Here is a 26559-nt window from a genome sequence, read left to right as displayed (position 1 = left end):
CGTAGAGTCGAAGCATGAGCACGGACCTCGCCCCCCTCCCTGGAATCGACGCCCCGGATGACCGGACCGGGCGAGCGGCGCGTCTGCACGAGTACTTCGCCGCGCTGGTGCGGCACGAGACCGACGTGTGGAACGCGGTCGAGAAGCGGATGCGGGGCGAGGGTGTGCTGAGCCTGGCCCGACTGGAAGTGTTGCGGATCGTCCAGGCAGCCCCATCGGGCGCCCGGGTGCAGGACGTCGCGACCGGCGTCGGGACGTCGATCGCTGCAGCCAGTCGCTTGCTCGACCGGCTCGCCGCCGATGGTTTCCTCGAGCGTTCGACGGACCCGGACGATCGGCGCAGTGTCCGCAGTGTGCTCTCACCCCAGGGGAGAGACGCCTTCGCCCTCGCGGACGAGCGGTTCGACCAAGCGCTGGACGCCGTGCTCTCGGATGCCGATGCCACGGCGATCGCAGACGGCATCGCGGCACTCGAGCGCCTGCAGTCGACGTTGGAGGCAAGGCGATGACGGCCACCATGCGGGCCGTCGTGATCGACGCACCCGGTGGCCCCGACGTGTTGCACCTCCGTGAGCTGCCGATCCCGATCCCAGGCCCGGGCCAGGTGCTGATCCGTGTGGAAGCGTTCGGGCTCAACCGGTCCGAGCTGCACTTCCGCCGCGGCATGGGCCATTTCGGGACCTTCCCACGGGTGCCCGGGATCGAAGCCGTCGGGACCGTGGAGGCAGCCCCAGGTGGGGAGTTCCCCGCCGGTACCCAAGTGGCCGGGCTGATGGGCGGGATGGGTCGCGACTTCGACGGGGGCTACGCCGAGTACACCGTCGTTCCGGCCAGCAGCGTCGTGCCGTTCCGGAGCAGCCTCGACTGGTCCCTGCTCGGCGCCGTCCCCGAGATGCTGCAGACCGCACACGGTTCGCTCACCGTGGGCGTCGGTGCCCGCCGGGACGACACGATCCTGATCCGCGGTGGCACGTCGTCGATCGGCCTGGCGTGCATCGTGCTGGCGAAGCAGCAGGGCATGACCGTCATCGCCACCACGCGCAACCCGGACCGCACGGAGCGACTGCACACCACTGGTGCGGACCACGTCGTGGTGGACTCGGGCAGGATCGCCGAGACGGTCCGTCGAATCGTGCCGGACGGCGTCAACGGAGCGGTCGAGTTGATCGGCACAGACACGCTGCCCGACACGCTCCGGGCGACAGCCGTCCACGGCACCGTGTCGTTCAGCGGGATGCTCTCCGACGTCTGGACCATCCCCGACTTCTACCCGATGGCGGTGATCCCCAACGGGGTGCGCCTCACCGCGTACTCCGGCGAAGCGAGCGACCTGCCGGCATCGGTGCTGCAGACGTACCTTGACACCGTCGCAGCCGGCACCGTGCAGGTCCCGATCGCGAAGGTGTATCCGCTCGAGGAGATCGTGCAGGCCCACCGCGACATGGAGGACGGGACCCGGTCAGGCAAGCTCGTCGTCACCATCCGATGATGGTTACGGGCTCTCCGGAACCCCGCTCTCGGGGTGGAACCCGTTCGTCCTCGACAAGGGCGCCAGCCAGTGCAAGTCAGGAAGGTCTGATGTCTCCTCGCAGCTACAAGATCACCTTGGCCGTCCTCGGCGTGGTCAGTCTCTTGCTCGTGCCGTTCTTGGTGCAGGGCGCCCTGCCGGCGATGTACGGCATGGTCGCACTCGTCGTTGTCGTCGCCTGGCTGCTCTACGGCGTCGTCAGCTCGAAGTTGACCCGACGATCCGGGCACAGCTAGGCAGGTCTCGGTGGCCCGCAACTGACGGACTGGAGGCCCGGTACCAGCTGGCACCGGGCCTCCATTCCGTCAGTGGCACGCGTCCAGGGCCTGCGCCTCTGTCGTGGCGTCCCACGCGCGTCGCCGTACCCGGCAGCACCGTCCGGTCACCGCCAGGTCAAGGGCTGTTCACCCGCTGCCGCTACCTCTGCTTGTCGGACCGCTGCCCGAGGGTCCCGATACCGGAGGACCCATGAACACCCGCACCGCACTGTCCTGCGTTGCCGTCGCTGCCCTCGCCTCGCTGGTGTTCGCGACACCGGCGCACGCCGACGAGGCCAGCTTCACCAGCAGCAAGCAGCCCTACATCGCCCCCAGCCGGTCGGACATCGACGCCTACTCGCCGGCGCCGACGGGCTACACACCCGTCGCCACGGAGTCGGTCGCCCGACACGGATCCCGGGGACTCTCCGCCTACAAGTACGACGCACTGCTGCACCGTCTCGCCGCGACCGCGCAGGCCGAGAACGGGTTCCTGACGCCGGAGATCGGGAAGGAGTTCTCCGCGAACCTCGATGCCATCACCGCGGCGAACGTCGCGAACGGCTACGGCATGCTCACCGGTCAGGGCGCCGCCCAGCACCAGGGCATCGGAGCACGGGCCGCGCGGCGCAACAAGCAGCTGTTCGCAGCTGCGGCGAAGACGGGCGGGCGTGTCGTCGCCGAGACCTCGGGTGAGTCTCGCGCGACGGAGTCGGGCGAGAATTTCTTGCGGGGCTTCGGGGCACCGGGCGTCAAGCTCGAGCCGCGCCCTGACCTGCTCTACTTCCACGACGTCGAGAACCCGGACGGCACCGACAAGGCCGAAGGGTCGCCCGAGCGCGAGCGCGCCCAGGCGTACGAGGACTACGTCGCCGCACAGACGGGTGACGGCGGCACGATCGCCGCGGCCTTGCAGTACATCGAGGCGAAGCCGCGATCCGTCGAAGCGGCGCAGGATCTGCTCTCCGGCATCTTCACGCCCGGGTTCATCGCCGCGATCGGCACGGACAAGGCACACACCTGGTACAACACCGCCGACGGTTCCAAGGGCGGCGCGGTGGCGTGCGCGCCCGGCGCCGACACGAAAGCCGATCCCGATGCCTGCGGCGATCCGAAGAAGTCGATCAAGAGCACCGTCGATGCGGCGATGTCGCTGTACAACCTGTACATCATCGCGGCCGACATGCAAGAGGAGAACGTCGCTCCGCACCAGTTCGACTTCGCGCAGTACTTCGCTGGCCGGCCGGCGGATGCCGAATGGTTCGCGTACCTGCTCGACGCCGAGGACTTCTACGAGAAGGGCCCGAGCCTCGCCGGGCACGACGAGACCTACTCGATCGCCGACCCCCTGCTCGACGACTTCTTTGCCACGATCGACGCCCGCGTCGCAGGCGGTGACGTGGTCGCGACCTTCCGCTTCGCGCACGCCGAGACGATCATCCCGTTCGCTGCGCTGCTGCATCTGCCGGGCTCCACCGTCGCCGCGCCCGACAACGCTGCTCCGGCATCCGACGCCGACGTCTACGGGTACGCCACCAACCCGTGGCGAGGCTCCCAGGTGACGCCGATGGCTGCGAACGTGCAGTGGGACGTCGTGTCGCGTGCGGGTATCGACCCCGCTACCGGAGCGGCCTACACGCCGCTCGTGCGCATGCTCTACAACGAGCGGGAGATCGCGTTCGCCTCGGGGTGCCGTGCGGTCGCCGCAGGGTCGCACTGGGTCAAGGAGACCGAGCTCAAGCACTGCCTCACCGGCGCGGCGATGGCCGAGAGCCCGCTGATCGCTGCAGCCGTCCCAGGACCGACCGCGACGCCCACCGCGGAGCCCACGCCGACGCCCACCGTGACACCAGCATTGCAGGGAGCCGGCGCACCGACGACCCCGGCGACGATCCCGGCGACGGCGACGGGCACGCTGGCCGCGACCGGAGCGGAGTCACCTGTCGGACCGGCATTGCTCGCGACACTGCTCCTCCTGGCCGGCGCCGGGACGCTGGTGCTGCGTCGCCGGCGTCGCCTGCGACCCCCCGAGTGACACCGACGCGGATCCGCGGCTTCTTGAGATGACCAGCCTGTCCCGGCGCCCCGCCCCAGCGGGGTAACGGCCGGACTGGAGGCACGGTGCCAGCTGGCACCGTGCCTCCAGTCCGTCCGTGGTTTCGCTCCAGGTCCTCGCCGAGTTCACCCGCTCCGGGCGATGGGCGCCTCCCCCAGCACGACGAAGGTGGTGTTCCGTTCAACGGACCGACGGCCGGGAGCAGAAGGCATGAGCAGTACAGGGCAGTCCGATCGCCGGACACGTTGGCGCTCGAACCGCGAGCTCATCACCGTCCTCATCCTCTCGATCACCGCGGTCCTCACCGCCTGGTGCGGGTTCCAGGCATCGAAGTGGAGCGGCGAGATGTCGATCGCGTTCGGCCAGGCCTCGAGCGCTCGGGTGCAAGCCGCCGACGCGACCTCTGAAGCGCGCGACGCCCGGCAGTGGGACCTCACCATCTGGGTGCAGTGGGTCCTCGCTGATGCACGCAACGACACGGTGCTCCGGGACTACGTCGAGCAACGGTTCACCCCGGAGCTCCGGACCGCGTTCGAGGCTTGGCAGGCGGACGGGAAAGCAGCGGCCGGACCGTTCGCCGAGCGGTCCTACGTCCCCGAGGGCACCGCCACCGCTACCGCACTCGCCGATCGCGCGGATCGACGCTTCGCCCGGGCGCTCGAGATGAACCAACGGGCGGACAACTACTCCATCCTCACCGTCCTCTTCGCCCTCGTCCTGTTCCTCACGGCCCTGTCCCAACGGGAACTGCGCGAGCGACTGCGAGATGTCCTGTTGATCACAGCCGTCGTTGGCGCGCTCGCCGGCATCGCCCTCCTCGCCACGTTCCCCGTCAAGCTCTGACCAGCCGGAGCGAGTGCTGCGACCGGTGCGGTCGACCGGGAGAGCACCTCGCTCGGACGAGGACATCGCTCGGATGAGCGATGAGCGTCACGGCACCAGCACGGCCCTTCGAATGGAAGGCGCCTGAAGCAGAACGACGCTTCTGCGGCGATCCAGCACGCCCGCTCGACAGATTGATCCGCGTCTGACATGTTAACGGCTAGTGTCAGCACGCCCGCTGCTGCACGAGGAGAAGACGTGACGAAGCAACAGATCACGGCAATCGCGGGCCTGCTCCTGCTGGCCATGCTGTTGACGGTCTTGATCGGGGTGTTCGACGCTCGCCGACGTGTCATCGCCGCGGAAGGCAACGACCTCCGTACGGGCCAGAGCGCGTGGATGACCGCGACACTCGACGAGCTCGAGCGTGCGCGGAGCGCGTTCGAACCGGGAACCAAGGTGTTCGTGGAACTCGAGGATGGCGTCCGCGCCGTTGCGATCCTGTCCGGCCGGTGGACAGACGTCCCGCTGCATGACGGACACGCACTGACCGGGCGCCCCGGCGAAGCCCTCGCCGGCGCTGACGTTGCCGTCCGCGGCAACGACATCGCGGTCGATAGCAAGCCGTACAACGTGGTGGGACGTCTCGGCGTCAGAGCCGACAGTCTGCTGTCCGACGATGTGGTCCTCGCTGATCCGTCGCGGTTTTCAGCGTCACCACAGCGGCTACTCCTGGACGGCCCGCACAGCGTCCGCCACTACAGCGCAGAGTTCCCCGGCAGGAGCATCGAGATCATCGACGACGGCACGAACCGCAGGACGAACGTCGACGCCGTGTCGCCGGTCCTGGTCGCGCTCGGCGCGCTCGTCGTCATGCTCATCGCCGTGGTCGCAGGTCTTCAGGCCGGACGATGGGAACTCCGCACCGCCGCCGTCCGCTTCACCACCGGGATCCGACCGCTGAACACCCTTCGCAGCGCGGCCGCCAGAGTCGCTGTGATCGGCGCCGCCGCCTGCACGACCGCCCTCGCGGGCGCGGCGGTCATCAGGCAGACCACCATCCTCGACCTCGACGTCACCCCCGCAGTCGTCGCGGTCGGAACCGTCGTGCTTGCCGTGTCCGTCGCTTCGTTCTGGCAGGGAAGCCGTCGATGGAACTGCTGAAGGACCTCCGGTCCAACTGGACGATCATCTCCGCCAAGATCGTCCTGCTCGTGCTGCTCGCACTCTGCTGGTACAACGTGGCGTCGTTCACTCAGTCCACCTCGCAGGCAGTGGCCCAGGGCCTGTCCGCTGATGCCGACGCCGACCTCTACACGGTGGTCGACGATCTCGACCCGGATGCGTTCGAAGCGATCCGGCGAGACCAGCACGCGCTCGACGACGTCGCCTCGTTCGTCGACCGCATCGATGACGAGCCCGGATTCGACTTCATCTCCTCGTACGACCAGCCCGTCACCGTCCAGGACTTCCGCGGCGACGACCGCTTCGACGTCGGCTACGGGACCGAGTACACGCTCAACGGGAAGTACCAGGACGAGTCCGGACGGAGCGTCCAGGACATCAAGTCGATCCAGCCCAACGAGACTGCGTACGAGTTCGCGGGGCTCTCCGTGCAGGACGGCAAGCCGATCGAGTGGAGCGCTGTCGACTGGGGATCCGGCCGGATCCCGGTGCTGCTCGGCAACGAGTACCGCGGCGTGTACGAGCTCGGAGAGCGACTCACCGGAGCGGTCATCCTGCAGGAGCAGGAGCTCGAAGTCGTCGGTTTCCTCGAACCGAACAGCGCCATGTACTTCCGCGGTGAAGCGAACCACTACCTCGACGACACCATCATCGTGCCGTACCCACCGACACTCGCCGGACTCGACCGAGCAGCACTGGACCGACTGGATCCCGAGCTGTTCGGGCGCCTGGTGTTCCAGGTGCTGAACGCCGATCTCGCCGTCGATCCCAGCCTCGATTTCGGGGACGTCGTCGCGCGTCTCGACGCGATCGGAGACGACACCGGCTTCCGGTCGTACACGTTGCTCGGAGTTCCGACCTACCTCGTGCAGCTCTCCCTCATCCGCCAGCTCATCCAGGACAACCTGCTGCTCGTCATCGCGCTGCTCGTCGTCCTCACCGCGGGTGTGGGCATCATCACGGCGTTCCTCCACCGGCTCCTGCATCACCGTCGAGCGCCTGTGGCGCGGGTGCACCATCTCCTCGGGAGGAGCCCGGATGCCACGAACCGACTGTTCCGCGCAAGCCGCCTGACCGAGTACACCGCCGCGCTCGGGCTGTTCCTCACGTCCAGCGCGCTGCTCCCCAACGACAGTGCGATGGCACGACTCGGAGCCGGCACCGCCCTGCTCCTCTGGTGTGTGGCAGACGGCGCACTCGGTCGACGAGCCGTCCGCATCGAACTGACCACCCAACGCCGAAGAGGTACCCCACGATGATCGTGCTGCGCGACGTCTCCAAGACCATCACCGAGCCCGACGGATCGACCCGAGCGCTGTTCGACCGACTCGACTTCGACCTTCGCGAAGCCGATCGCTCAGTAGCCATCACCGGGCGCAGCGGATCCGGCAAGAGCACACTGCTCCGGATCCTCGCCGGCCTCGACACCGACTTCGGCGGGACCTACGAGCACGACGGGCACGTGCTCGAGCGCACCGCACGGAGGATGGCGGCGCATCGACTCCGACACATCGGCATCGTCACCCAGGACCACGGCCTGCTCGGCGACCGGAGCGTGCTCGACAACGTCCGGCTCGGCGTTCCTGCTCGCGCTGACTCCGCCGACCGAGCGCATGAGGCTCTCGAGGCGGTCGGCATCAGCCACCTCGCTGGCAAGCGCCCACGACGACTGTCAGGAGGAGAAGCGCAGCGCGTCGCGATCGCTCGAGCCATCGCGAAGCGCCCTGCCGTCGTCCTCGCCGATGAGCCCACCGGCGCACTGGACGAGACGACCGAAGACGACGTGCTCGCCCTCTTCGATCGGCTGCAGCAAGCGGGAACCAAGTTCGTGATCGTCACCCACAGTGAGCGCATTGCACAGCGATGTGGACGTCGACTGCAGCTACAACACGAGCAGCTCATCGCGCGCGGCGCGTGATGGGCTGGAGGCCCGATCACGCGCGCGCAGAACGGTCGCGGCTGAAGAACTCGGCGAACATCTCCCGTTTCGCCGCGTGTGAATCGGGCTCGAGCTCGAGTCCCTCCATGTTGAGGTCGGTCCCGAACAGTCGCAGGATCCCAGGACCACTCGGCTCCGCGGTCTCGAGGGACACCGAGAACAGTGTCGGCAACACCTCGCCTGCGGCGATCCGCCGGGCCTCTGCAAACGCCGCACGGTACGTCGCGTCGGTGACGCGGATCACTCTGACCGCCCAACTCGTGGCGTCCCAGTCGGGCGCGACCGTCTCGCCGCTCGGGCCATGGAAGAAGTGCACGACGAACGTGTCGCGCTCGCCTTCGGTGCCGTAGTGCCGCTCGTCCACGTCTTCGATCTGCACGAACTCATCCTGTCAGCGTCAGCCGGGGCGTTCGAGGCTGCGGACCAGCCGAAGCATGCACCTTTCGCCGGTACCATCTCGCCATGGCTGAAGCAGGTCTGTTTGCAGCGAGCATCGCCGTCCTGGTGGGTACGGTCGCGATCCTCGTGCATCGTGTGCGGACCCCGGCCTGGGTGCGTGACGTGCAGCTCACCTTGAACGCCACCCCCGTGACCAGCCTGCTGCTGCTCCTGGTCGGTGCTCTCCTGGCCGCCCTCGTCCTCGCCTTCGGGATCTTCTGGCTCGCCACCGGGCACAGCGTCGTCGGGTGGGCAATGGTCTGTCTCGCTGCGACCGGCATCGCTCACCTCGGGGTGACCGTGTGGATCCGGCGACAGCCGCTCTCGTGATCAGATACGGAGCTGGCCGGTGGAGAAGAACCGATCGAAGCACTCGTGAACGAGGACACGCACCACAAGCACACCTCGGGAAGGGAATGCTGCTCGCGGCGACCTGGTCATGAACTGGGCATTCGTCGTGGTCGGAAATCGTGGCCGTGGTCATCTCAACCGGCTACGTGTTCAACGAGAACCTGTACGCCTACGGGCTCTGCCCAAAACCTCCACACACCGGGTGCTCGGACGCGCCCTGGTTCAGCAGCATGAGCCTTTCGTTCTTCGGAGGCATTGCTGCGGTGGGTGTCGGCGCATTCCTGGGCCTGCGCCGGTCAGGCAATGGCCAGTGTGGGTGTTGCCCGGGAGGGCTCCCAGCCGTTCGCGATCTGCAAGGCTCGGGAGGGACCGGAGGCGACCGAGCGCTCTCGGTGGCGATGGGCAGTTGACACGGATCTCAGTCGACGGACAGATCCGCTCCACGACTCCCCTTCAACGGACTGCAACCACCTACGAACCCATCAGCCGCGCTCCCGTCCCGAAACCAGCAGCATCAGAAGTCACCGCGATCGCCGACACCGCCCGTAGCATCGCGCACGCTGCAACACGATCCGACGTGCCATGGATCCTCGCCACGCTGATCAGCGGCGTGATCATCACAGTTGGGCTCGCTGCCGTCGGCACGACCGCCACCTGGGTCCTGGCGGGCCTTGCTGCGGCCGCAACGTTCGCACGCACTGTCTATGCCACCCGCCGAACCTACCGACAGGCCGGCTGGGTACACGCCGACGACGCCACCTTCACCAAGGAGCTCCAACAGCATCTCCGCGACGGTATCGCCCGCCACTTGCACACCCTCCACACCCGTAGCCAGCTCCCCCTCGAGCAGCTCGTCGCGATCCTTGACAGCACCACGCCGATCGGCACCGTGCAACTCAACGCCCTCACCGCCGGCGACAACACCGACCAGCGCAAGCTGATCACCACCGCCGTCGAAGCCGCCATGCGCGCACACGGATACCGAGTCGGCGCGGCCCGGTTCCGATAATGCTGCTTCTCGGAGCATGTCAGCGGGGCTGGAAGTGATGCAAGACGTCGTCCACCGGGCGGCGAGTCGCCCTGTCGAAGGCGCGCCTTATGCTGGGTCCACTGAGCTAAGGGGGCAGAGTGAATCGAGTGACTACGGCAGTGGTCGTTGCTGTTGTAAGCGGGGTCCTGTTGACCGGTTGCACCGCGCATCGAGAGTCGCCACTCCCATCGGCGTCGCCAACGGCTACGCCGTCCGCCTCGTCGACTCCCGTGGGGGTTGTCTCTGCGGATCCCTCTGATCTGGGATCTCGTGCCGGCGCCGCGGGATCGAGCACCGCTGACGGGAACGGGTACAGGTACCGGGTTGCACAAGGAGACGCGGTGATAGCGATCGCGCAGCGGTTTGGCATCTGCACTGCGGACATCTACCTGAGCAATGACGACGTCCTAGGGCAGGAACTCTCGGTCGGGCAACGGCTGGATATCCGTCATGTGAAGGGTCCGGGTCATCAGGTGGATCAGTGCCATGCATCGTTCCCCGAGGGTGTCGGATGAAGCGCTGAACGGGCCCTGAGATAGGAAGCCTCAAAGCCCGTTCAGTCGTAAGTGGTCGAACTACCGTGCTTCCTGGTAGATCGACTTCCACCCTCCCGTGCGGTTGGCGACACCACCGGACTTGTTCTTGTAGACCAACCGAGCCTGGCTGTAACCGGTGTAGTACGGGCTCACCCAGGACGGGCTGGCACTGAGGACGTCCTTCGTGTATACCGACGAGACGGTCCCGGTGCGGGACTTGAGCTGGAGCGTGACTTCGCCGTTGCCTTGGATGCCGCCGCCGTTGTAGTTGATGCGGAACCAGGCGGTGCCTCCGCACTTGGCGCTGCGGCGAAGTTCAACGTACATGTTGTACGCGACGAAGTTGTCCGCTGTCTCGCCTCCGTCGGTGCACGCAGCGGCGGTGGTGGCCGCGGCAGCCGGGCTGGCGCCGGCGGTCTGGCTTCCCCCGACGAGGGCGCCGGCGGCGAGTCCGAACGCGAGCAGTGTCGCGACGATGCGGCGGTTGCTGGTCAGTTCCATAGTTATCCCCTTGTGACAGCAGCATTCTGTGACGGCCGTCCACCCGTGCTGCGGCGAGTGGCGCCTGGTCTGAAAGCGGCGGGCTGCTATTTGAGGGCTGCCTCGAGCAGCTTCGCTTCGTAGCCAGTACCGAGAACCTTCGGGTGGAAGCTCTGCTGCGACACCGCGAAGATCGCGTCTGCGCCCTCGGTAACGGGGATGTTGAACCAGGCCTTCTCGCCGCTGCGCCGGGCACCGTAAAGGTTCGTGACGATCGGCAGAGTTGTGTGGATGGCTGGGTCTGCGCTGCAGACGTTGTGCCCCTTGAACACCGGCGCCGGGTCCATGAACACCATCTTCGCGCCCGCGTTCTGCGCCGTGATGCGGTCCTTGATCGTTTGGTTCAGGTCGACGCCGAGCTGTACGAGCCACGCCTGGTCGGCTTCCTTCATCCCCGCGACGCATTTGACGCCGTCCTCGAAAATGTTCGGATAGCCCATCACCGCGATCTTGGCGTTTGGTGCTTGCCGCCTGATCTCGGTGTAGGTGGCGTCGAGGCGGCCCTTGAGAATGTCGAGTGCCGCGTATGCGGAAGGCTTCTGCTTGTCTTCGCAGACACCCTTGAAGATGCAACCGCGGATGATGTCGCCAAACCCGATGTCGTTCCCCCCGATGGACATCGTCACCAGGGTGGTGTTCTCATCGAGGTACCCCTGCGACAGCTGCGGTGGTTCCCATTGCTTCGTCGTCAGCAGATTCGTCGCTTGCGCGCCCGAGCACGCCACGGAGTGGTAGTCCAGCGTGGCGTCGCGTGTGCTGTCGCGGCTGGCCACAGTGGCTGTCGCTCCGGGCAAGACGGCCCGGTTGGTCCAGGAGTTCACCGAGCGGTGGCATGCGTTTTGGTAGTAGGTATCATCACCGTTGGTGTCGCTGACCGGGATGTAGCCGCCAGGGGTGTCACCTGGCGCTCCCTCGCCCGAGGAGTACGAGTCGCCGATGTTGACCACGATGTCCTTCGGTTTCGCGGACAGCGGCTCGAATGCGACGGCGTCCCACGCGACGTCGTCTCGTGCGGCGTTGTCGTCGGCGTCGTTCGTAATGTTCGACAGCGATACCGACGGTGTGCCATTGAACTGGAACACCCCAACGGATGACCACTTGTTGGACCAGTTGCGTTGTGGGAGCACACGGGTTTTGGTGCGTCCGTCGCCAAGATTGATGTCGTAGCGGGCGTCTTTCGCCCATGCCCCGTTGTCCGGGGTGTGGATCCAGACTCTTCCCCACTGTTTGAGACTGCCGCCGAGCGTCCACGTGCCAGTCACGGAAGAGGCCGGGGTGTTGTTGGATGCCCACGTGTGGGTGAAGTAGAAGTGATCGTTGAAGCCGCCGCCGAGCTGGTGCGTGTCGATCTTCGACGGGTACGAACCGGATGCACCGGCAGCACCGAAGTCGAATCGGAATGACCCCTCTGTGGCTACTCGAGAGCATCCAGCTCTCGTCGGGTTGGCGGTGAGGGTTCCCGCGTCCGTCGTGATCGGGACGTCGTCAATGACTCGCGCGGTACTCGGCAGACCGGTACGGGTGCAGGCAGGCGGGAAGCTTTCCCCGTTGGGCTGTTCGGTCATGTAGTCGGCAGCGGGGGCGAACCGGTAGAGCTCGTTGCCGCAGGTGGTGTCGCAGTCCTTCTTCCAGGTCGCGTTTCCATGCCACCAGCAGTGCAGGTCGGAGCGGGAGCAGTAGCCGGTGTAGATCGGTGCGCACTCGTTTACGCCCTGCTGGCAGAAGGTTGTCAGCGGGGGCTTCACCGCCGTGCGGTTCTTCGGAGCGGTCTCGTCGGTGCCGTTCCACCAGGCGGTGCGGTACCCGCCCACTTCGGTCGGCGGTGCGTCGGCGGTCTGCTTCTCGGTTAAGGTCAGCGAGTTCGCCGCGAACCCCATGATCTTCTCTGGGTAGGGCCAGTCCTGTGGGTGTGCGGCGTCCGCCGCGTTGCCATCGAGGAAGGCCTTCCGGTTCGCCGGGTAGGCCGGATTGACCGGGTTGTTCAGCCAGCCAAGCCCCCACGCGCCGTTCGACTCGGGCTCTCCCTTCGCGTGGTAGCCGGAGTTGTACGCCCAGGCCGCTGCAAACCAGTTCTCGATCTTCGTCGGGTCGCCGTTGTTGATGGTGGTGCCGTCGGCGCGGCTCTGGTTCCACTTGTCCGTCAGGATCTGCGCCGCAGCAGCGATGTTCACCGTGTAGTCGAGGGCGATGGCTTGCTGCTTCGCGACCGGAAGTGCGGTAACGCGGCCTTGCTCGCGGCCGGCGAGACGCATCCCGTCGGTGACCTGCCCGACTCCATAGCCGCAGTCGGCGTTCGAGAAGTCCACCGCCCAGAACGCGTTGTCATTCACACCTGCGGCCTGCGGGTTGCCGTAGAACACGCCAATCTGCGGGTTCCCGGTCGCTCCAGGCTTCGTATAGCGGGACGCTTGCCACAAATTAGACTCCTGCGCGAGGATCCCGAGGAGCACCTGCGAGGGGATGCGTCCGCCGCCGGAGAGCGCCTTCGTCGGGAACAGGTCTGCTGGCTTGTACGCGGCCATGCCGGTGCTGTTCCAGTTCGCGGGGCGAGAGATGGTCAGCTGGCCGGAGACGATCCGGTTGACGGCCCACTCGACCTGCCGCGGCTTGGGCTGCAGCGCCTGTGCGCGCGGGTCGTTGCGGGGCACCGCGCACGTGCGCTCCGTTTCGGATGGATTCGACTTCGAGCCCACCGCAGCTGCGGCGACCCGAGACCGTGATGCGGCAGGAGAACCGACTGGCGAAGAAGTCACGTCCCCGCCCGCCGGAGGGACTTCGAGCGTTGTGGCTTTCCCCGTCTCGAGAGACTGCACCCCGATCGTTGCGTCACCAGCGGCGCTACCACCAAGGGTGGACGGGGATGCCGCGTCGCTTGTCGCCACTAGCCCCGTCGTCGAGATGTCCGCACCCGGCTGCACCTCTGGTGCCGTACGGATCCCATCCGGGACCGAACCAGCTGCCTTGAGGTCGCCGAGGACGTAGGTGTGGCCGCGGGAATCCGCTGCAACCCCGACCTGTTCAAGTTTCCCGGAGCCAATTGAGCGGAGCGCAGCCGTCCCCGTCGCGGGCACTGTCCCCGTCTTCACCGTGGCGGTCGCACCCTTGTACTCGGCATACGTCAGCCGACTTCCGGCGACGACCAAATCAAAGGCGGTACCGGTTGTCTTGGCGACCATTTCCACCGCACCACCGTCACGGACACGAACAATCTTCCCAGCAGTGGCGCCGAGCACTGACCCGTCGGCAAGTGGCACGGGGGATGTCAGCTGCCGCGGGATGTCAGCCGTCCACTGGCTCGATTTGTCCACCGCGTCAAAGCTCGCAATTGACGTCGCATCGTCCACGGACCGCATCAAAGCGACTCGTTGCCCTGCTCCACAGCCCGGATTGGAATACGAGATGCTGTACCCCCGGCCGAGAGAGGACTGCTCCCCCGTCTTCGTGTCCACGACACTTGCCCAGGCACCCTCCCCGAACCCCTGCTCCGAGTTCGTCGTCGTCCGCGGGGCATAAACCACAACCATGCGCGACGCATCAGCGGTCAGGCAGAAGTTCCCAATCCACCGGTCCGTCTCAACACCCGGAACGGTGATCTGCGCCAACGTCTCCCAGCGGTACCCCGCCTTCGCGGTGCCGCGCACCACCGCGAGACCGTCAGCCGTCCCCACCAGCTGATACGCGGCATCCCCCGAGGACGCCCACTCAGATCCAAGAGCCTGACGCCGGTCGCCTTCCGGAACCTGCTGCGATGCATCCCCCTGGCTCTGAACCGGCGGCAACGAGGCGTCCGGATCCGCAGCAGGCGGCGCGGCAGCCAGTGCTGGACCTCCTGCAAACACTGCCACGCACGCCAGAACCGCCACTGCGGTGGTACGGAACGAACGTCGACGCAACCACAACTCAGCCATCTCTCCCCCAAATGACGCCCACACGGCCCTGCCCATGCTGGACGTGCCTCAGATCTCTACTAACCGGCCCAATGACTCATGGCCGCACGCACAACGTGCGACAACACGAAGTGCCAAACGGCAATCAACCCCACGGCCACAACAACACCGATACCCGCAAGCAAGCCCACCGCACCGAGGACTCGACGAGAGGTTTGCGCCTGCTCCGGCGCAGAAACCACTGACCCGGGCGACTCAGCAACGAGGCGCTCAAGCCGTTCCGCGGGCTGGTCCTCAGCGCCAGCCCCCCGATCCGTCCCCATGACAGTTACCTTCGACCCCAACCTGTGGATCTGTCAAGAGACGAGCAAGAAAGGCGATGCGGAGATCAGGGCGACAGGCGTGCGTCGTCCCACCCGCGCAAGCGGATAGGGCAAATCCCTCAGCTCAAGGGGAGGAAGAAGAAGTCCAGTAGCCGATCCCGATCCGGGCGTCGGCGGGCGGGACCGGCTTACCGTGAGGCAGCCTCCTAGGCTTGCAGAGTGACTACCAACGTCGAGCCGCGTCCTTTCCGTCCTGAGGACGCAGTGGAGCTGACGGCTCTTCTGAACTCGGCCTACCGAGAGCTTCAAGATGCGGGATTGAACTTCACCGCAGCGACCCAGGACGTCGAGACGACCCGTCAGCGGGTGGCAGGGGGCGTCTGCTGGATTGTGGAGAACGACGGCCGTGTCGCAGCGAGCATGACGATGTCCGCGCCTCCACCGGACGACGTCCGTTCACTGTCGGAGCATGCTCAGAAGCCAGGCACCGGATGGCTGTGCCAAGTGGCGGTCGGGCCGGAACTGCGCGGTCGCGCCGTCGCCAGAACGCTGTTCGACGTCGCGTGCGCGTGGGCCGCGAGGAACGGTATCACGCGGATTGGACTCGACACTGCGGCACCGGCCGAGCACCTTGTCGCCATGTACGCGCGTTGGGGCTTCGAGCACGTCGACGACGTGCGCTTCCCCGGTAAGCGCTACGGCAGCATCGTTATGACACGAAGTGTGACCGGCTCATAGAACCGGCCCAAATGTCTCAGTAGCCGATGCGCTACTGGACGCCGGAACTCATCTGGCCTCGTCGGCCCACACGTGTCGAGGGACCTCAGCATCATGTTGCGCGCCGGTAGCGGCTACGGGGCGTATGAACCACTCACTGGAGTGAGCAGCTGCCCGCCGTTCAGGATCAATACGAACGCGATCCCAGCCGCGGAGGCGACAGCACTGCAACCAGGGTTGCGATCATTCCCGTCCACCGGTGGCACCGTCCCTTGACTGCTACCGCGCCAAGGACGACCAGTCCGAGGACATGGGTGAGCGCCAGCGGGTTGCCGCCCACGAGCAGCGTCGTGCCAGCCATCGTGGTGCCCGCAGCAACGGCCTTCGGCTGTTCTGTAGCTTCCTCTAACGAGGCAAGACTGAGCCACAACCACGCGCCGGCCATGATGGGCAGCCCGACCACCGCGAGTACCCAGAACAACACCGCACTTGGTGTTGACTTCCAGCCGTGCTGGGTAGGCGGACCCTGCAAGTCTCGCTCTCGCATGGTCAGTACACGCCGTCTGGGTAGGGCTGGTCGCACTGCTCCGTTGTATGACCCGGTCCGACCATCCGGCGAATAGTGAGCTGCTGGCCGACCGCAAGCTCGTGCCCATATACCTCTGGGTCTTCATTGGCCAGGTAAATGTCGGCAGTGCAAAGACCGAAACGCGCAGCAATTCCTGTCACGGCGTCCCCCGATGCCACGGTGTAGACGAATGATGAGGGACCGCCGGTGACGCTTCCATTCGCCGTCACGGTCCTCTCGTGATCTTCGGCCGGAGCACTCTCGGAGACCGCAGATGCCGAAGCCAACGGTTGGTCGGAGGATGGGGCCGGAGTGACGTCAGGCTTGGAACTGTCAGTGCAACCGACAACGGTGCAAGCGAGAACGGCCATCACTGCAACCGACACGATCCTGCGCATCGAGATCCCCCATCTCGTCCGCTTCGGCGTTCGCACCGACTCTACCGGGGCCGCCGAGTGACGGCAGGTGAGGTCGGATCGGCTGCCGATAGGGATCCACAACCGGGCGGGGCTGACGGCCCTGACCGTGTCCTGCATGACGAGCGCTCAACGGTCCGGCAGGAGTGACATGTGTCGTGGCTACTTCTTCTCGTACTTGCTCCAGTAGCGGGCGAGCGCCGCTTGGCCCGGTCGAGCCGTGGTGAACACGACTAGAGCGAACCCGGCGAAGATGACGAGAAAAGCCACCAGACGGTCGAGCCTGCCGTCCGAGTGGGCCATCAACACGAAGCCGATGATGATGACCAGTGCACCCAGCGTCACGAGTACAACGCGTCGAGGGGTCATGCCGCGAATCTATCGTCGCCGTCATGAGCTGGTGTCCGACTCGCCTCGATGGACAAAGGCACTCGTTCGGTGACGAGCCCCGGTAGGAACGTCTCGTAAGCCGGTCCCGTCGCGCAACGCGGTGTCTGAATCGACCGGGCCGCAGGGGTCAGAAGACCCACGTCGCACACGGGTGGTCCGCTAAACGTCGCAGTGAGGCACCCCATGCGTACGACCCAACGACAGCCATGAGAACGAAGAAGCCCACCGAGATCCTCGGTGGGCTTCTGCCGTCGTGTCACACACGTTTCGGTCGGGCTGACAGGATTTGAACCTGCGACCCCTTGACCCCCAGTCAAGTGCGCTACCAAGCTGCGCCACAGCCCGCGAGTTCCGGAGAACTCAGGATCCCGGAGGATCCTCGCCCGCGTCCGACCGGAGCGCGAGCGACCGGTCCAGCATAGCGGACGTCAGACCCCCTCCGTGCCACGGCGAGTCGGAGCAACGCGACCCGAACGACACGCTCAGCCCCGCCGCACCACCTCGCGCCGCGCCGCCAACCACGGCAACCCGAGCCCGACGAGCAACCCACCGGACCCGTCCGCCGCCAGGTCCCCGATCGTGTCGTCGTACCCGACGAAGATCTTCGAGTCGACGAAGTTGTGCCCGAGCCACTCCCCCATCTCCCAGACCGCCCCGACCGCGAGTCCCGCACACAGCGCGAGCACCGCGACGACCACCCGGCGCTCGGCGTGCGGGGCCGGCACAGCGCGCAGGTCGGCACCGATGACGTAGAGCACCGCCGCGAGCAGCCCCGTCAGCACGACGTGCATGAACTTGTCCCACAGGAAGACCGTCGTGTACCACTCGAGCACGCTCGACCACCCGGCGACGAGCACGAGCACGCACACCGCCACGTCGAAGGCCGGCCGCAGCCCGAGCATCCGCGGCACCACGACACCGAGCAGCGCCAGCGCCATGACCGGGAATGCCGTCCCACCCCACCCGACAGCCGCCACGACGACGCTCACGATCGTCAGCGCCCGCACCACGTCGGCTACCAGGAACCGCGGCCGCAGGAACGTCGGTCCGAGCGTGGCGATCACGACGCCCACCGCACGACCGCGTGCACGGCGGCGTGGTCGGACGGCCACACGCCGCCCGGCCGCCGCACGTCGACCGCGACGCGGTCCACCTCCGCCTCGGACGTCACGAGCACCCCGTCGATCCGCCGGCCACCGACGCGCGGACTCCCGTAGTGCGGGTACGTCCCGTACGGCTCACCCACCTGCCTGGAGGCCCGCCCCCAGCTGTCCTCGACCCCCGCCTCCGCCAGGGCTCGCCATGGTGCGGAACCGGCGGGGCTGTTCCAGTCGGCCATGACCACGGCGGGCAGGCCGCGCTGCAGGACGATCCGGCCGAGCAGTTCGGCGGACCGCAGCCGGGCCCACGGCGAGGCGACGTCGAGGTGGGTGGCGATCGCCAGGAACCTGATGCCCGTCGCGCGGTCGTCGACGACGGCTCCAACGGCGTGCCGGGGGAAAGACGTCGCCCACGACCGCGACCCGGGGCGGTGGGGCGACCTGGAGAGCGCCCAGGTGCGGCGCTCGACGACGTCGAGGCGGGAGCGGTCGAGGAACAGGCCGACCTGTTCGCCACCGCCACGCGCTCCCCGTCCGGCCAGGACGGGCTCCCAACCCGACCCCAGGCCAGCGGTGAGTTCGTCCGCCTGCGTGGGCAGGGCCTCCTGGACGGCGAGGACGGTGGGCGCTTCGGACGTGACGAGCGCGAGCACGGCGTCGCGGCGACGCTCCCAGGCGTCGGGGTGGGTCGGCTGTCGCGGCACGCGGCGACGCACGTTGAGCGTCATGCAGTGCACCTCGGGCGACCGGACCGGTCCGATGAGCGGGCGGTCGTCGGGGTGGTGGGGCATGCCTCCCTTCTACGAGACGACACCCGTCGGATTCCCAGGGACCTCTCCGTCTGGCTCGTATGGTGGCTCGATGCGTTCACGTTCCACCCCTCGTCTCCTGATCGCGATCGCGGTCTCCGGGCTGCTGCTCGGAGCCGCTGGGTGCACGTCGAGCGGACCGGACACGAGCCGCCCGACGCTGGCGAAGGCTTCGGCCGACACCGTCACGGTGGCCGATGCCTCGGACGCCGCTGCCCGGTCGGTCCGCGTCAGCAAGGCGCTGTTCGCGAGTGCCCCGGGAGCGGTCGTCGCCCGGGCCGGCGACACCGACGGCATCCGTGGTGCGGCGAAGGCTGCGGCGAGCGCCCACGTCCCGGTGCTGCTGACCGCAAAGAACGAGAGCGCCGCCGTCGCCCGCGAGCTCGACCGGCTCGGTGCCGACTGGTACCAGGCCGAGGGCGACGTGTCGGTCGACACGGACGTCGAACAGCGGCAGGCGCCGGACGGTGGTGACGCGCCGGAGTCGACCCGGGCCTCCCGGCAGGCGACGGTGGTGGTGGCGGACGCGAGTGCGGACGCTGCTGCCGTGGCGACCGCGAAGGCCGCCGGCGCGCGCGTCGTGACCATGCCGAAGGGTGTAGCCGACCCGGCTGCCGCACCCGACGTGGTGACGGCGCTGCACGAACGGGCGAAGCACCCGACCGTCCTGGTCGGTGCGGCGTTCGAGGCCCTCCCGGACCCGGAGTGGACGGTCCGGGCTGCCGAGGGCGGGTTCCAGCTGCGGAACGGCGGCCAGCGACCGTTCGACGGGCACCGGTACGTCGCGTTGTACGGGGCTCCCGGGGCTCCGGCGCTGGGCGTGCTCGGCGAGCAGGGGCCGAAGGAGACCGTGCAGCGTGCCGAGCAGGTCGCGAAGCCGTACCGGGCGGAGTCCGACGAGCTCGTGACGCCCGCGATGGAGGTCATCGCGACCGTCGCCGCCGGGGACGCCGGAGCCGACGGCGACTACTCGACGGAGCTGCCGGTGTCGACGCTCGAGCCCTACGTCGAGGCCGCGCACGATGCGGACATGCCGGTCATCATCGACCTGCAGCCCGGGCGGTCGGACTTCCTGTCGCAGGCCAAGAAGTACGAGTCACTGCTGAAGAAGCCGGGCGTCTGGCTGGCGCTCGACCCGGAGTGGCGGCTGACGAAGGACCAGGTGCCGCTCAAGCAGATCGGGAGTGTCTCGGCGTCCGAGGTGAACGAGGTGTCCTCGTGGCTGGCTGGACTCGTGCGCGACGAGGGGCTGCCGCCGAAGGCCCTGGTGCTGCACCAGTTCCGGCTGTCGATGATCCAGGACCGCTCCGCACTGCAGACCCACCCGGAGCTCGACATGCTCGTGCACGTCGACGGGCAGGGGTCGCAGCCCGACAAGCAGGCGACGTGGAAGGCACTGCACCAGGGCGCGCCGGATGGGCTGCACTGGGGATGGAAGAACTTCTACGACGAGGACACGCCCATGCTGACGCCCGCGCAGACGATGCGGGACGTGCAGCCGACGCCGTCGTTGGTCACCTACCAGTAGGGAGCTTCTCCACAGCCTGGAGGCACGACCTGCGTTACGTCGGTCGGTGCTGACAGCATGGGGGCATGTCTGGTCTTGGTGTCGGGTCCACCGCGTCGTCTTCCGTGTCCCCCTCTGCGGACATCGCCGCCGAGGCGCAGCAGGCGCTCGCTGCGCTCACGGGGCGCCCCGACGCGGTGTTCCACCCCGGCCAGCTCGAGGCCATCTCGGCGCTGGTCGAGCACCGGCAACGCGCCCTCGTCGTGCAGCGCACCGGGTGGGGCAAGTCCGCGGTGTACTTCCTGGCAACGCTGCTGCTGCGCCGACGCGGGGGCGGCCCGACCGTCCTGGTGTCGCCGCTGCTCGCCCTAATGCGCGACCAGGTCGCCGCTGCCGCGCGGGCCGGTGTCCGTGCGGTGTCGATCAACTCCGCGAATGCCCACGAGTGGGGCGAGACCCAGGCAGCCCTCGCCCGTGACGAGGTCGACGTACTGCTGGTCTCCCCCGAGCGGCTGAACAACCCGAAGTTCCGCGACGAGCAGATGCCGACCCTGATCGCCCGGATGGGCATGCTCGTGGTCGACGAAGCACACTGCATCTCGGATTGGGGCCACGACTTCCGGCCGGACTACCGCCGGCTGGCCGAGCTCATCCGTTCGCTCCCCCATGGCGTCCCCGTCCTGGCGACCACCGCGACGGCGAACGAGCGCGTGGTCGAGGACGTCGCCGAACAGCTCACCGCTGGCCCGGCCGACCCGGTGTTCACGATCCGTGGGTCGCTCGCCCGCAAGTCCCTGCGCCTCGGTGTGCTGACGCTGCCCGATGCCCGGCAGCGCCTCGGCTGGCTCCTCGCGCACCTCGGCGACCTGCCCGGCAGCGGCATCATCTACACGCTCACCGTCTCGGCGGCCGAGGACATCGCCCGGCTGCTCCGCGACAACGGGTACGCCGTCCGCGCCTACACGGGGCGCACCGACACCGATGAGCGCGAACAGCTCGAACAGCAGCTCAAGGGCAACGAGCTGAAGGCCCTGGTCGCCACGAGTGCGCTCGGCATGGGGTTCGACAAGCCCGACCTCGGGTTCGTCGTGCACGTCGGGGCTCCCTCGTCGCCCGTCGCCTACTACCAGCAGATCGGTCGCGCGGGTCGTGCGACCGACAACGCCGACGTCCTGCTCCTGCCCGGGCGCGAGGACCGCGAGATCTGGCAGTACTTCGCCAGCGCCTCGATGCCGACCGAGGCCCGCGCCGCCGCCGTGCTCAGTGCCCTGTCCACCGACACCGCGATGTCGACCGTGGCGCTCGAGGGCCTGGTCGACATCAAGCGCTCCACCCTCGAACTCCTGCTCAAGGTGCTCGACGTCGACGGCGCCGTCCGACGCGTCACCGGCGGCTGGGTGTCGACCGGGCAGCCGTGGGAGTACGACGCGCCCCGGTACGAGCGGGTCGCAGCGGCCCGTGCTGCGGAGGCAGCGTCGATGCTCGACTACGAGTCCACCTCGGCCTGCCGCATGCAGCTGCTGCAGCAGGACCTCGACGACCCCTCGGCCGAGCCCTGTGGCCGGTGCGACAACTGCGCCGGGGCGTGGTTCCCGACGGCCGTGTCCGACACCGACTCGTCCGGTGCAGCGGCCGCGCTCGACAAGGTCGGTGTCGAGATCGCCCCGCGTGCCCAGTGGCCCTCGGGGATGTCGTCGCTCGGGGTCTCCGTGCGGGGCAAGATCGGCCCGGACGAGCTCGTGCAGCCCGGCCGTGCGGTGGCGCGTCTGACCGACCTCGGCTGGGGCGGTCCACTGCGTGCGCTGTTCTCGACGTCCACCCCCGATGCCCCGATCTCGCGCGAACTCGTCGACGGTTGCGTCCGGGCGCTCAAGGACTGGCCGTGGGAGACCCGGCCGACCGGCGTCGTGGCGATGTCCTCGCGGTCACGGCCCGAGCTCGTGGGGTCCCTCGCCCAGGCGCTGTCCACCATCGGGCGGCTGCAGTTCCTCGGCACGCTCGGCCGTGCCGGCGGGACCCCTCGTGGCGACGGTGCGACGAACAGCGCCTACCGACTGTCCGGCGTGTGGGACACCTTCGTGGTCGATCCGTCGCTCGCCGCCGCCCTGCAGGCGCACGAGGGCCCGGTGCTGCTCGTCGACGATCTGGTCGACAGCCGGTGGACGATGACCGTCGCCGGCCGGGAGCTCCGGCGCGCCGGGGCCTCCGCCGTGCTCCCGTTCGCCCTGGCCACGGTCGCCTGAGCCGGATCATTGCCCGGTGCTGCGGGCGTTGCGCTGCGCCGCTGTGGAAGATCACGCTTGTCCAGGGTTCTGACGGTTCCGGTACACGATCTGCGGGATTCGCGAACCAGAACCGTCACCCGCCCCGCTCGACTACCAGGCACCGCCTCCGGAGAACACGTCGGGCACCGCGAAGCACGACGACGATGATCTGATGTGCACGGTCTTCGCATCGGTCCCTCGTGAGATCAGGTAGCCCTCGCCGTCGCTGGTCGAGATGTCTATGGTCGGGAGTCCCACGGTGTCCTGACGCTTGTCGATCGCCCAGCCCGACCGATCACCCCATTCCTTCTCGACAGCCGCGACGACCGCGTCCATGTCAGGCTCATCGGTCGTCACGACGTTCGTGCCGCCCGACCATTGACGCCGGTGCTCACCACACGGGAAGAGCGCACCCTTCTCCTGCTGGCGGACGCTTGTTCGGTTGGGCATGACGTCGGCGATCTCGAGCTCGACGCGTTGTGTCCGCGCCTTCGCGGCACGGATCTCGACTTCGGGAGAGATGCTCGGGGCTGCCGGTTCGGAAGCTTCGGATCGGTTGTCGTCGATGCTCGAGCACCCCGTCAGGAGAGTCAGGAACACGATCGGAGCGATGAGCTTGCCTGAGCCGTTCATCTTCCCCCTAGATGATTCTGTCGATGTGATCCAGCACGGCTCGATTCTCTCCTGCGTTGGCAGCGATCCGGTTGCGGCCCGCGCACACCGGCTCTGCACCATTTCCGCGACAGTCCACCTGTTGATCGACTCGTAGGTTGTCGCACACGCGGTCCGCCAGCCACCGGATACCGCTCCGGCGCGCCACGCGCGAAGAACGGGGTCGAGCCACGGCGGCCGACGGCAGTCTCAGCGCCGCGCGGGCTTCGGGAACGTGGCCCGCATGTGGTCGCTCGTCAGCACGTCGCCGATCCCGACCATGAGCACCGAGAACAGGATCTGCTCGATGACCATCCAGAACGGGTAGAGCCCGGGGATCGCCGCGACGATCAGCGTCACGATCGGGAAGATCCGGCTGAACAACCGCAGCCGCTGGTAGGCCCAGTAGTACCCGAGCTGTGCACGCCAGGCGAACACGTAGAGCGTCAGGGTGATGAGCAGCACCACGGTGGACCGGAACCACACCGCCCACGACAGGGACTCCCCTGCGCGGGTCAGCAGCACGGCGACCACGATGGCGGTGAGTCCGACGACGGTCTCCGCGACGAGCAGCCACCGGATCCACCGGAACGAACGGACAGTGTCCGGGTGTTCGAGCATGTCCTCGCGGATCACGTACCCGGACTGCCGACCTCCGGCCAACCGGTCGAGCCGCAGACGGCACCACACGCGGTCGGCGAGCACACCGAGTCCGTCGTTCTGCTGCGTCACCAGTACATCGTGCCCCATCCCGGCGGTGGCGGCGGACGCGGCACAGCCACGAGCACCGATGCGGAACGACACTGTCGACTTCGGACGACCACGACACCGTCGTTCTACGTCGGCGCAGCGCACCCCAACCCCGCCCAGCCTCACCCCGGCCCCACTCAGTCCGACGGGACGAGTGCCGCGCCGCCCAGCACGGTCCCGGTGTCGGCGTCCAGCAGGACCAGGGAGCGGACCTCGTCGGGCAGTGACCACGGGTCGCTGAGCACGACGGTCAGCCCCTGTTCGACCCCGGCGGCCTGGAACAGGTCGTAGGACTCCCCGGCGGGTGTCCACACCGGCTTCGAGCCACCGCGCACCGTCCCCGCGGACAGCACGACGTCGACCGGGCCGTCCCCGCCGGTCTCCAGGTGGTCGATCTGCACCGCGAGGGTCTCGTCGCCCGTGTTCCCGGCGATCCGGACGTGCCCGGAGGCCGCAGCCCCGATGCCGACGATGTCACCGGAGACCGGCGGGACGCGGCGCCACCACGGGTCGATGGGCGAACCGTCGACCGGAGGGACGGGTTCCGGCTCGATCGGTTCCTCGAGGCCGTTGGACGGCGGCAGTCGGACGTCGGGCGACTGCGCCGGCTCGGAGGGCACGGAATCGGCACGGGTGACCGTGTCGCCGTCGTCCGGAGCGTGCGAGATCATCCACAGGGACACCGAACCCACGACGACCACACCGACGAGGACACCCACCAGGGCGAGCCGACGTCGGTCCGCTGCCCACGGCCCGGTACCCACGCCCCCATGATGCCGCACCGGTGTGGCGGACCCGCTGCGGGCCTCCAGGCCGGACGCGAACGCAGAACGCGCCCCGACGGATCGGGGCGCGTTCTGCGTGACGGGTGGGAGGGCTCAGCGCTTCCGGCGCTCGCGCACCCGCATGTTGACGTTGATCGGCGTGCCGGAGAAGCCCCAGACCTCGCGGAGGCGACGCGTGATGAAGCGTCGGTACTGCGGGTCGAGGAACGCCGACGTGAAGAGCACGAAGGTCGGCGGCTGGCTCGACGCCTGGGTCCCGAACAGGATGCGGGGCTGCTTGCCGCCGCGCACGGGGTGCGGGTGTTCCTGCACGAGCTCGGCGATGAAGGCGTTGACCTTGCCGGTCGGGATGCGGGTGTCCCACGACTCGAGGGCGGTCTCGAGCGCCGGCACGAGCTTCTCGAGGTGGCGACCGGTGCGGGCGGAGATGTTCACGCGCGGGGCCCAGGCGACGTGCGCCAGGTCCTGCTCGATCTCGCGCTCCAGGTAGCGGCGGCGCTCGTCGTCGAGCAGGTCCCACTTGTTGTAGGCCAGCACGAGGGCACGGCCGGACTCGAGGACGAGGTCGATGATGCGGAGGTCCTGCACGGACACCGGCTCGGTGACGTCGAGGACGACGACGGCGACCTCGGCCTTCTCGAGCGCGGCGGTGGTGCGGAGCGAGGCGTAGAAGTCGGCGCCCTGCTGCATGTGGACGCGCTTCCGGATGCCGGCGGTGTCGACGAAGCGCCACACCTTGCCGCCGAGCTCGATCTGCTCGTCCACCGGGTCGCGGGTGGTGCCGGCGATGTCGTTCACGACGACCCGCTCTTCACCGGCGGCCTTGTTGAGCAGCGAGCTCTTGCCGACGTTCGGGCGGCCGAGGATGGCCACACGGCGGGGGCCGCCGACCTCCTGCTTGGCGACGGCCGAGGTGTCGGGCAGCGTCTTGATGATCAGGTCGAGCAGGTCCGCGACGCCACGGCCGTGCAGGGCCGACACCGGGTGCGGCTCGCCGAGCCCCAGGTTCCAGAGCTCGTAGGCGTCGAGTTCACGGCGCTCGTCGTCGGCCTTGTTCGCGACGACGATGACGGGGCGGTCGGTGCCGCGCAGCATCTTGACGACGTGCTCGTCGGTGGCGGTGATCCCGACCGTGACGTCCACGACGAACAGCACGGCGTCGGCGAGGTCGATCGCGACCTCGGCCTGCGCGGCGACGGAGGCGTTGATGCCCTCGGCGCCGGGCTCCCAGCCGCCGGTGTCGACGAGGGTGAAGCGCTTGTCGTTCCAGTCGGCCTTGTAGCTGACACGGTCGCGGGTGACGCCGGGGACGTCCTGCACGACGGCCTCACGACGACCGAGGATGCGGTTCACGAGCGCGGACTTGCCGACGTTCGGGCGGCCGACGATCGCGAGCACCGGGTAGGCGGGCAGGTAGTGGACGCCGTCCTCGCCGACCTGACCGGCCTCGAGCAGGGCGAGGTCCTCGTCCTCGAGGTCGTACTCCTCGAGTCCGGCGCGGAGCGCGGTCGCGCGCTGCTCGGCCTCGGCCTCGTCGAGTCCGGCGAGCCGCTCGCCGAGGGCGTCGTCGTACCGGGGGAAGTCGTCGTTGTCCGGGTTGTCCAGCTGAGCCATCTTGGGTTCCTCGCGAGCGGCCGGGGCCGCGGTGTCGGTGGCCGTTGCCGGCCGGGGCCGGGGGTCCGGCCGTGGTGTGACCAGGCGGCCGAGGCC

At 68.0% G+C, this 26559-nt stretch carries 23 protein-coding genes and 1 tRNA gene; 13 read left to right on the top strand and 11 right to left on the bottom strand.

The window, feature by feature from the left end; translation table 11 throughout:
- Nucleotides 1–14: 14 nt before the first annotated feature.
- From DEJ11_RS05970 to DEJ11_RS05935, 8 genes are all read left to right on the top strand, one after another.
- Nucleotides 15–509 carry a MarR family winged helix-turn-helix transcriptional regulator gene (locus tag DEJ11_RS05970; protein ID WP_111102954.1) on the top strand — a complete coding sequence of 165 codons (495 nt, stop codon included), beginning with the start codon at nucleotides 15–17 and terminating at the stop codon, nucleotides 507–509.
- The gene (locus DEJ11_RS05965; protein WP_111102953.1) at nucleotides 506–1489 is read left to right on the top strand and encodes a zinc-binding alcohol dehydrogenase family protein; all 984 of its coding nucleotides are present in this window, start codon (nucleotides 506–508) and stop codon (nucleotides 1487–1489) included. The genes DEJ11_RS05970 and DEJ11_RS05965 overlap by 4 nt, the downstream gene beginning before the upstream one ends.
- An 89-nt stretch (nucleotides 1490–1578) precedes the next feature.
- Nucleotides 1579–1764, top strand: a complete 186-nt coding sequence (locus tag DEJ11_RS05960; RefSeq protein WP_111102952.1) for a hypothetical protein — start codon at nucleotides 1579–1581, stop codon at nucleotides 1762–1764.
- 232 nt (nucleotides 1765–1996) lie between these two features.
- Nucleotides 1997–3820, top strand: coding sequence for an LAVTG motif-containing sortase-dependent surface protein (locus DEJ11_RS05955; RefSeq protein ID WP_111102951.1), 1824 nt, complete (start codon nucleotides 1997–1999; stop codon nucleotides 3818–3820).
- A 231-nt stretch (nucleotides 3821–4051) separates the two neighbouring features.
- Nucleotides 4052–4684, top strand: a complete 633-nt coding sequence (locus tag DEJ11_RS05950) for a hypothetical protein (protein ID WP_111102950.1) — start codon at nucleotides 4052–4054, stop codon at nucleotides 4682–4684.
- A gap of 438 nt (nucleotides 4685–5122) precedes the next feature.
- Nucleotides 5123–5827: a hypothetical protein gene (locus tag DEJ11_RS05945; RefSeq protein ID WP_284176687.1), complete on the top strand. Its 705-nt coding sequence runs from the start codon at nucleotides 5123–5125 to the stop codon at nucleotides 5825–5827.
- Entirely contained in the window at nucleotides 5815–7107 is a 1293-nt protein-coding gene (locus DEJ11_RS05940; protein ID WP_111102947.1) for a hypothetical protein, read from the top strand. Before DEJ11_RS05945 ends, DEJ11_RS05940 begins: the two co-directional genes overlap by 13 nt.
- Nucleotides 7104–7766, top strand: a complete 663-nt coding sequence (locus DEJ11_RS05935) for an ABC transporter ATP-binding protein (RefSeq protein WP_111102946.1) — start codon at nucleotides 7104–7106, stop codon at nucleotides 7764–7766. The genes DEJ11_RS05940 and DEJ11_RS05935 overlap by 4 nt, the downstream gene beginning before the upstream one ends.
- A 16-nt stretch (nucleotides 7767–7782) precedes the next feature.
- On the opposite strand, the gene DEJ11_RS05930 is transcribed toward DEJ11_RS05935, so the two are convergent.
- Nucleotides 7783–8166: a hypothetical protein gene (locus DEJ11_RS05930; protein WP_111046580.1), complete on the bottom strand. Its 384-nt coding sequence runs from the start codon at nucleotides 8164–8166 to the stop codon at nucleotides 7783–7785.
- Between the two features lie 83 nt (nucleotides 8167–8249).
- On the opposite strand from DEJ11_RS05930, the gene DEJ11_RS05925 reads away from it, so the two are divergent.
- Together DEJ11_RS05925 and DEJ11_RS05920 are read left to right on the top strand one after the other, a co-directional pair.
- Entirely contained in the window at nucleotides 8250–8555 is a 306-nt protein-coding gene (locus DEJ11_RS05925) for a hypothetical protein (RefSeq protein ID WP_146248656.1), read from the top strand.
- A gap of 598 nt (nucleotides 8556–9153) precedes the next feature.
- Nucleotides 9154–9585, top strand: a complete 432-nt coding sequence (locus tag DEJ11_RS05920) for a hypothetical protein (RefSeq protein WP_111046582.1) — start codon at nucleotides 9154–9156, stop codon at nucleotides 9583–9585.
- 596 nt (nucleotides 9586–10181) lie between these two features.
- Here DEJ11_RS05920 and DEJ11_RS05915 read toward each other — a convergent pair.
- Complete coding sequence (locus DEJ11_RS05915) at nucleotides 10182–10643, bottom strand: hypothetical protein (RefSeq protein WP_111100753.1); 462 nt, start codon at nucleotides 10641–10643, stop codon at nucleotides 10182–10184.
- An 86-nt stretch (nucleotides 10644–10729) separates the two neighbouring features.
- Nucleotides 10730–14026 carry an SGNH/GDSL hydrolase family protein gene (locus tag DEJ11_RS05910; RefSeq protein ID WP_181437750.1) on the bottom strand — a complete coding sequence of 1099 codons (3297 nt, stop codon included), beginning with the start codon at nucleotides 14024–14026 and terminating at the stop codon, nucleotides 10730–10732.
- A 1085-nt stretch (nucleotides 14027–15111) separates the two neighbouring features.
- Between DEJ11_RS05910 and DEJ11_RS05905 the strand changes: the two genes are divergently transcribed.
- Nucleotides 15112–15630 (top strand): GNAT family N-acetyltransferase, encoded by a 519-nt coding sequence (locus tag DEJ11_RS05905; protein WP_111046585.1) that lies wholly within the window; start codon nucleotides 15112–15114, stop codon nucleotides 15628–15630.
- Nucleotides 15631–16755: 1125 nt separating this feature from the next.
- Here DEJ11_RS05905 and DEJ11_RS05900 read toward each other — a convergent pair.
- From DEJ11_RS05900 to DEJ11_RS05885, 4 genes are all read right to left on the bottom strand, one after another.
- Nucleotides 16756–16938, bottom strand: coding sequence for a hypothetical protein (locus tag DEJ11_RS05900; protein WP_111046587.1), 183 nt, complete (start codon nucleotides 16936–16938; stop codon nucleotides 16756–16758).
- A 316-nt stretch (nucleotides 16939–17254) separates the two neighbouring features.
- A tRNA-Pro gene (locus tag DEJ11_RS05895) sits at nucleotides 17255–17328 on the bottom strand.
- Nucleotides 17329–17465: 137 nt separating this feature from the next.
- Complete coding sequence (locus tag DEJ11_RS05890; RefSeq protein ID WP_146250025.1) at nucleotides 17466–18047, bottom strand: DUF2238 domain-containing protein; 582 nt, start codon at nucleotides 18045–18047, stop codon at nucleotides 17466–17468.
- Complete coding sequence (locus DEJ11_RS05885; RefSeq protein ID WP_111102944.1) at nucleotides 18044–18874, bottom strand: endonuclease/exonuclease/phosphatase family protein; 831 nt, start codon at nucleotides 18872–18874, stop codon at nucleotides 18044–18046. The genes DEJ11_RS05890 and DEJ11_RS05885 overlap by 4 nt, the downstream gene beginning before the upstream one ends.
- Before the next feature lie 70 nt (nucleotides 18875–18944).
- On the opposite strand from DEJ11_RS05885, the gene DEJ11_RS05880 reads away from it, so the two are divergent.
- Together DEJ11_RS05880 and DEJ11_RS05875 are read left to right on the top strand one after the other, a co-directional pair.
- Complete coding sequence (locus DEJ11_RS05880; protein ID WP_111102943.1) at nucleotides 18945–20420, top strand: hypothetical protein; 1476 nt, start codon at nucleotides 18945–18947, stop codon at nucleotides 20418–20420.
- A gap of 65 nt (nucleotides 20421–20485) precedes the next feature.
- The gene (locus tag DEJ11_RS05875; protein WP_220038313.1) at nucleotides 20486–22642 is read left to right on the top strand and encodes a RecQ family ATP-dependent DNA helicase; all 2157 of its coding nucleotides are present in this window, start codon (nucleotides 20486–20488) and stop codon (nucleotides 22640–22642) included.
- A gap of 132 nt (nucleotides 22643–22774) precedes the next feature.
- Here the strand turns inward: DEJ11_RS05875 and DEJ11_RS05870 are convergent, their stop codons facing one another.
- The 4 genes from DEJ11_RS05870 to der form a co-directional block, all read right to left on the bottom strand.
- Nucleotides 22775–23296, bottom strand: coding sequence for a hypothetical protein (locus DEJ11_RS05870; RefSeq protein WP_111102942.1), 522 nt, complete (start codon nucleotides 23294–23296; stop codon nucleotides 22775–22777).
- Between the two features lie 228 nt (nucleotides 23297–23524).
- Entirely contained in the window at nucleotides 23525–24046 is a 522-nt protein-coding gene (locus DEJ11_RS05865; protein WP_017885892.1) for a hypothetical protein, read from the bottom strand.
- A 155-nt stretch (nucleotides 24047–24201) separates the two neighbouring features.
- Entirely contained in the window at nucleotides 24202–24828 is a 627-nt protein-coding gene (locus DEJ11_RS05860; RefSeq protein WP_146250024.1) for a hypothetical protein, read from the bottom strand.
- 114 nt (nucleotides 24829–24942) lie between these two features.
- Nucleotides 24943–26463 (bottom strand): ribosome biogenesis GTPase Der, encoded by a 1521-nt coding sequence (der, locus tag DEJ11_RS05855; RefSeq protein ID WP_071405612.1) that lies wholly within the window; start codon nucleotides 26461–26463, stop codon nucleotides 24943–24945.
- Nucleotides 26464–26559: the final 96 nt, after the last annotated feature.

The sequence above is a fragment of the Curtobacterium sp. MCLR17_058 genome, assembly GCF_003234705.2.
GTDB classification, from domain to species: Bacteria; Actinomycetota; Actinomycetes; order Actinomycetales; family Microbacteriaceae; genus Curtobacterium; species Curtobacterium flaccumfaciens.
Note: the sequence above shows the minus strand (reverse complement) of the source record. Positions and strands in the feature narration are given on the sequence as shown.

Bases quoted from the DNA above. Each gene is read 5' to 3' on its own strand.
- DEJ11_RS05970 (WP_111102954.1), top strand. From the start codon at position 15: ATGAGCACGGACCTCGCCCCCCTCCCTGGAATCGACGCCCCGGATGAC.
- DEJ11_RS05965 (WP_111102953.1), top strand. From the start codon at position 506: ATGACGGCCACCATGCGGGCCGTCGTGATCGACGCACCCGGTGGCCCC.
- DEJ11_RS05960 (WP_111102952.1), top strand. From the start codon at position 1,579: ATGTCTCCTCGCAGCTACAAGATCACCTTGGCCGTCCTCGGCGTGGTC.
- DEJ11_RS05955 (WP_111102951.1), top strand. From the start codon at position 1,997: ATGAACACCCGCACCGCACTGTCCTGCGTTGCCGTCGCTGCCCTCGCC.
- DEJ11_RS05950 (WP_111102950.1), top strand. From the start codon at position 4,052: ATGAGCAGTACAGGGCAGTCCGATCGCCGGACACGTTGGCGCTCGAAC.
- DEJ11_RS05940 (WP_111102947.1), top strand. From the start codon at position 5,815: ATGGAACTGCTGAAGGACCTCCGGTCCAACTGGACGATCATCTCCGCC.
- DEJ11_RS05935 (WP_111102946.1), top strand. From the start codon at position 7,104: ATGATCGTGCTGCGCGACGTCTCCAAGACCATCACCGAGCCCGACGGA.
- DEJ11_RS05925 (WP_146248656.1), top strand. From the start codon at position 8,250: ATGGCTGAAGCAGGTCTGTTTGCAGCGAGCATCGCCGTCCTGGTGGGT.
- DEJ11_RS05915 (WP_111100753.1), bottom strand. From the start codon at position 10,643: ATGGAACTGACCAGCAACCGCCGCATCGTCGCGACACTGCTCGCGTTC.
- DEJ11_RS05885 (WP_111102944.1), bottom strand. From the start codon at position 18,874: ATGCCCCACCACCCCGACGACCGCCCGCTCATCGGACCGGTCCGGTCG.
- DEJ11_RS05880 (WP_111102943.1), top strand. From the start codon at position 18,945: ATGCGTTCACGTTCCACCCCTCGTCTCCTGATCGCGATCGCGGTCTCC.
- DEJ11_RS05875 (WP_220038313.1), top strand. From the start codon at position 20,486: ATGTCTGGTCTTGGTGTCGGGTCCACCGCGTCGTCTTCCGTGTCCCCC.
- DEJ11_RS05870 (WP_111102942.1), bottom strand. From the start codon at position 23,296: ATGAACGGCTCAGGCAAGCTCATCGCTCCGATCGTGTTCCTGACTCTC.
- der (WP_071405612.1), bottom strand. From the start codon at position 26,463: ATGGCTCAGCTGGACAACCCGGACAACGACGACTTCCCCCGGTACGAC.